General features: G+C 47.8%; 4 protein-coding genes. 2 read left to right on the forward strand and 2 right to left on the reverse strand.

Features of this window, described 5'->3' with window-relative positions:
- Positions 1-206: 206 nt before the first annotated feature.
- Both R6242_RS21755 and R6242_RS21760 read right to left on the reverse strand, forming a co-directional pair.
- Complete coding sequence (locus tag R6242_RS21755; RefSeq protein WP_318430917.1) at positions 207-539, reverse strand: helix-turn-helix transcriptional regulator; 333 nt, start codon at positions 537-539, stop codon at positions 207-209.
- A gap of 764 nt (positions 540-1,303) precedes the next feature.
- Positions 1,304-1,519: a helix-turn-helix transcriptional regulator gene (locus R6242_RS21760; RefSeq protein ID WP_318430919.1), complete on the reverse strand. Its 216-nt coding sequence runs from the start codon at positions 1,517-1,519 to the stop codon at positions 1,304-1,306.
- A 453-nt stretch (positions 1,520-1,972) separates the two neighbouring features.
- Here R6242_RS21760 and R6242_RS21765 point away from each other — a divergent pair, with 453 nt between their 5' ends.
- Positions 1,973-4,849 carry a type VI secretion system Vgr family protein gene (locus R6242_RS21765; protein WP_318430921.1) on the forward strand — a complete coding sequence of 959 codons (2,877 nt, stop codon included), beginning with the start codon at positions 1,973-1,975 and terminating at the stop codon, positions 4,847-4,849.
- Positions 4,842-5,759: VRR-NUC domain-containing protein (locus R6242_RS21770; protein WP_318430923.1), on the forward strand; the 918-nt coding region annotated here is incomplete at its 3' end. The genes R6242_RS21765 and R6242_RS21770, both read left to right, overlap by 8 nt.

The following is a 5,759-nucleotide window of genomic DNA, read 5'->3' on the forward strand; positions in this document are numbered from 1 at the left end:
ATAGCGGGTGAGTGGCCCGCTATTTGCTAGACTTATCCACAGTTGCTCCGATAAAAAGCAACGCTCGGCCCTGGGTCAAAATTCGATCGGCAGGGTGGGTCAAATTTCAATCGGCGTGAACAGCTACGGCTACACATTTCACCAATAAGCACTGCGTGTTGGCTAGGTCGGATTAAATTTCGCATTGGTGCAAAATGTGCGCTACATCAAGGTATTTTCTTGTTGCGTGGCTTACTCGCACGCTGTCTCGGGGGCGCCTCTTTTGTCATCATCAAGGGGTCAATCGTTGCCACTAGGGCGATGGTTTCCAACCAGTTTTCTCGACCGAGTACTAGTAAAACGCTAATTAGAGTATTTAATGATGATCCATTGCCTGACTCTATGTTTCTTAGCGTTCGCAGGCTAATCCCCGCTCTTTCTGCAACCAGTTTTTGCTCCCAGTTACGATTTATGCAAAGCCGCTTTTGTCTTTCTCTGAGTATTGCCTCCATTTCCTGTGGTGTTTGATTGATCGATGTATTACTGGCCGTCTTCTGCATCCTGCGCTCCATAATATGGCAGCTACCGTTTTATATTTTTTTATATAAAAGGCAATATTCTGCCTCTTAATGTGCTTTTAGTGTGATAAAGGGCAGATTTGTACCTTTTGTTCATTTGGCACTTGCAAGTCTTAGAAATTCTTCTGAAGAAGCTAATTACTAAGGCGCCATCAGCTCTAAGTAGAGCCAAAGCCTTTGTCGCAAAAGGAAAGTTTTTGCCCTTAATGCGTAAAAATAAGCTCAGACGGCAGAACTGTGCCGTTACTAGGTGAGGATTGTTGTCGCCGCTAAGTTATTGACCCAACTAACTATCGATGCTCAGCTGCTCCTTGAAAAAAGCCCATTTACTGATAAACCTCAGTGGTTTTCAGAAAATAGCTTGGATCAACCGAATCTTGGCAATAGGGTCAAAACACGTCGGTAGGAACAGCAAATCCTCCCTTTGGGAATGTCCGCATAACTATACGTTTGCACCGGACAATATTTTATTGGGGCTTTGTGGCTTTAATCACTTTTCCTGAGTCCTTTTTTTGAGGGTTCCTGATGCTCTCTTTCGCTGCCTCCCCTGCAGCTTGGCGAGCTGAATGGGGGATATCTGTTGTGCTGGCAGTAACAAATCTATTCCTGATTATCCCTCTTGCTCAAACAAAGCCATACATGTAGGCCAATATCCTGTAGGGGCGCTGCTTGCTGCGCCCCTACGAGTTAACTCTATTAATGTTGATATGCTCAGACAAACGACAAAAAATGAGCAAGAGACATAATCAGGAATCTATTTGAGGGGAGAGCTTGAGTGCGTCCAGTAGCGCCAAAAAAGTAACGAGTTGTGTTTTCCCGCTTTCTGCGCCGGTTACAGCGATGCGAGATAAACCAGCGAGCTTGCCAAGTTCTGTTTGGGTTAAATTTGCATTGAGTCTGGCAAGTTTGATTCGCTCCCCAAGTAACTCAGCAAGTGCTTGCGGTGAGTTCATACTGTTCATGATATGCCTTATATTTATAGCATTACATGGCTAATTTGGTTTTAATGCCATATTTATATATCATTGTATTGTTTGTTGAATCAATTGAAAAATCGTTTTATATATTGCTGTGCAATGTTTTTATGACACAAATATTCATTTCATGCATTTATGCGATGTTTATATATCGTTGCGTGGTAAACCCTCCTCACAAAACCAACTCATTTTTAAGCAGAGTTTTCTCGCAATCTTTGAGGGGCTTCTATATGGAGCCCATGAAAGATTTGTGGCATTAAATTATGGTGGTTTTAAAGCTCACCCTCAGGCTTCTTCCGGTTCAATTCCAGTAAACTAAGTACAAATACTTACTAGCTAAGTATGTTAAATAGGTAATAAGTCAAAGTGTTTGTAAATATTTGGCAAGTACGCAAAACATCGGGTAATCTGACCGATTGTTATAATTGCGGAATACCCATGCGTGTTGATCAATTGCTGGCTTCCTTTGCTGCGGCTTTTTCACAAGATACGCGATTGATCTCATTGCAAATCGGTGATGGTGGAGTGTGGGGTGACCAGCTGCTACCTCAGCGGGTAACGGGGGAAGAAGGGCTTAATCGGCCTTTCCTTTACAGCATTGATTGCTTGTCCTCAGACGCTGCTTTAGAGCTTAAATCTTTGCTTGGTTTGCCCGTTGTGCTATCCATCACCAATGCAGAAGGGGAAATGGTAGAGCGCTGTGGGGTGATTTCTAAGGCGCAATTATTGGGCTCTGATGGCGGTTTTGCCAAATACACGCTGACGGTGGAACCCCCGTTTGCCTTGCTCAGATACCGACGCACATCTCGCGTTTTTCAGGATTTATCCATCGTCGACATTGTGAAACAGGTAATGGCTGAGCATCAGGCCAAAAATCCCGTCTTTGCCGCCGTGCAAACGCTAGATTTCAAACTATCGGGTGAATATCCGCCCCGCTCTTATTGCTTACAGTATCGTGAAGACGATCTTTCGTTTTTATCAAGACTAATGAAGCTAAGTGGCCTTTTGTGGCGCTTTGTCCATATAGCAGGTGACTCGCCTCAAGTGCAGCTGGTGGTTTTTGATGATGTCTTCTCCATTCCCGAAGCTGCGGATCCCATCGCTCGCTTTCATCGTGCAGATGGCAGTGAAGAAAGCGACTCACTTACAGCATGGAACAGCCAGCGGCAAATCGGCAGTAGCTCGGTTTCTCTTGCTAGCTTCGACTACAAAGCCAGTAGTACCAGCCACGGCTTAAGCGATAGCGCGATTGACCAAGGCGATGGCGGGCAGCAAATCCAAGCAAGCTTGGAATATTACGACCCACAAGCACATTACTACGCCAGCGATTTAGACGCGCTTAACCACGATGCCAAGCTGCGACAGGATGCTTTAGACGGGCAAAAGAAATCGTTTACCGGCTCTGGCACATTGCGCAGCCTGCAAGCGGGGCAGTGGTTCCGCTTAGAAGATCACCCAGCTCATGATTTCGATTTGGCTGAGCAGCGAGAATTCTCCATCACCGAGCTAAAATTCACGGCAAATAATAATTTTCCAGCCGATCTTACCCAGCAGCTTGGCCTCATTGCGCCGAGCTTACTCGTAGAAGCGGCTTCAGCCGATAATCCACCTTATAAGACCGACTTCACCGCCCAAAGACGCGGCCAGCCCATGCTTAGTCACCTTGGCGAACAAGAATTTACCAAACCCACCAGCCGTGGCGTGCAAACCGCCACCGTAGTCGGCCCAGCTGGATCAGAAGTCCACACCGACGAGCAAGGGCGGATAAAAATTCAGCTACATTGGCAGCGAGCTCAGGAACATCCTGAGTTTGGCGCAAACCTAGACGATAAATCATCCTGCTGGATACGCGTCTCCATGCCATCCGCCGGAGCAGGCTTTGGCCACCAGTTTATCCCCCGCATCGGCCAAGAAGTTTTGGTGGATTTTCTTGAGGGAGATATCGACCGCCCCATTGTCACTAGCCTAGTCTACAACGGCAGCCATCCAACGCCCGCGTTTAGCGGCGCAGGCAGCTTGCCCGCCAATAAAACCCTATCTGGTATTAAGAGTAAAGAATTTGAAGGCGGCCAATACGGCGAGCTATTGTTTGACGATACGAAAGGCGAAGTACGCACCAAACTATCGAGCGAGCACGGTAAAACCCAGCTTAATATGGGCTACCTGATCCACCCACGCACCGACGGCAAAGGCGAGCCACGCGGCGAAGGCTTTGAGCTGCGCAGCGATAAACAAGGAACGATTCGCGCCAGCGGCCTGCTGATTAGCACCGAAGCCAAAGGCGGCGCCAGCGGCAAGCAACTCGACCGCAGCCCCGCGCAAAGCCAGCTAGAATCCGCCTTAGACACCGCCAAAAACCTCGGCGAATACGCCACCAAACAACTCGCCGACAGCATCGAAACTGGCGAAGACGATCAAACCATCAAGCCCGACAACAGCCCCGGCGACAAAGCCAGCCACGGCCATCTTTACCACCATGTACACGCCAGCAAAAGCTTTGAAGCAGGGTCAAACACGGATAAAGACGGCAAAAGCAAATCTAAAGAGCAAGCTGGCCTACAAAAAATCATCCTGCTGCACGGCGAAGATGGCGTGGCGATCACCAGCCCGCAAAGCCATACCCTAAGCGCAGGCAGCAACCTAGACCAAGTCGCCCAAAGAGACACCAACCAAAGCAGCGGCCGCCGCTGGATACACAATGTCGGCCAGCACATCAGCCTGTTTACCGGCGGGATTAAAGACAAAATCACCATGAAGTTCATCGCCGCCAAAGGCCAGCTACAAATGCAGGCCCAAAGCGACGACATCGAAATCACCGCCGACAAAAACGTCAAACTCACCGCCATCAAAGGCAAGGGCCTCTTCAACGCCAAGCAAGAAATCCTACTCACCGCCGGTGGCGCATATATCCGCATCAAAGACGGCAAGATTGAGCTGCATGCACCGGGCAAGGTGAGTATTAAAGGCGGCAGCCATGATTGGGGTGGGCCTGCAAAGCTTGATGTGCCATTCCCAACTTTCAAAAAGGCTTATTCCGCACGTTATCAATTGATAGATGACGTAACAAAAGAGCCTTTAATTAACAAGTCTTACACTATGCAGCAATCCGGAGGCAGGAAGATTAGCGGCTTCACCGATAAGGCAGGCTGGACATTAACGGCAATGAGTAGCAAACCTGATGAGGTTAAATTAAGCACTATTGAACCCAAGGTTGGGCCTCTAGAAATATTGTATTTAGCTGGAGGTGGCGCGGTGGAAATGGAGCTTGATTTGCGTAAAGAAAGCCCGACAGAGCTAGGGGAAAATAATGACTAAGACCATTCGCTTAGAAGAAGATACAAGCAAAGGCTTGGCGTTGCTACCTAGCCCTCAGAATAAAATATATTTGCACCCCAAAGCCACACAAGCATCTCTATTCCCACAAATTCGCATAGCCGTTTCTAAAAAAGGCAAAACCTATGAGGTTCAAGCGCGGCAAGTAGTCATGTCGGCCTCAATTAGCACAGATGAAAAGCTCCATGACTATTTTTGGTACTACAAAGCCGAAGTGAATTTTGAGATACCAAATGATGAAAATGCGGTACCACGACCTTTTTTAAGCTCCACAGCACCTTTAGGAGGCGATGGTAAAAAAGACCCAAATCGTCGGCATGCCGTTACGCCTTTCCCTGTAGGCAAACGTACAGGTTTTCTACGCCGCCCTGATCTCATCATTGTGAAGGATAAAACCATCCGCTGGCCTGCCCGTGCGGTCACAGATCACGAAGGGGTATTTCATGCTGACAATCTTTTGCGCGTAGTGGAAATTAAATTCCCTGGTGATTCAATGGATGAAGAACAAGAAGCGGCTTATACCCACATTGCTGGGGGTAAAAAACACTTCACCTTACTAAACGTCATTGAAGAAGACAAGCCAAAAAAACAACCCGTACAACAGCCTGCGCATCAGCCTGTATTCAAACGTGAAAACAAAAGCGTAACAGAGCGACAACGTGCCTTAATTTATGGCCCCAGCCATTTACCCGATCCCGCTTTTTATGAGCCTTGGCTGGCTGATGCCAAGCGAAGCATTAATGATCTACTGGACGATGGTGAAAAAGAGTTGGTGTATTTACGTAGCGGTTTAAAACAACTTTCACAAGAAGTAGAGGGCCTGCTTCGGCAAAACGCACAATGGATGTTTAGCGCGGGCCACTGGGTAAGAAATAGTGCAAGCCATGCATGG

Origin of the sequence: Iodobacter sp. CM08, assembly GCF_033446605.1 — a bacterium.
In the GTDB taxonomy this organism is placed as follows: domain Bacteria; phylum Pseudomonadota; class Gammaproteobacteria; order Burkholderiales; family Chitinibacteraceae; genus Iodobacter.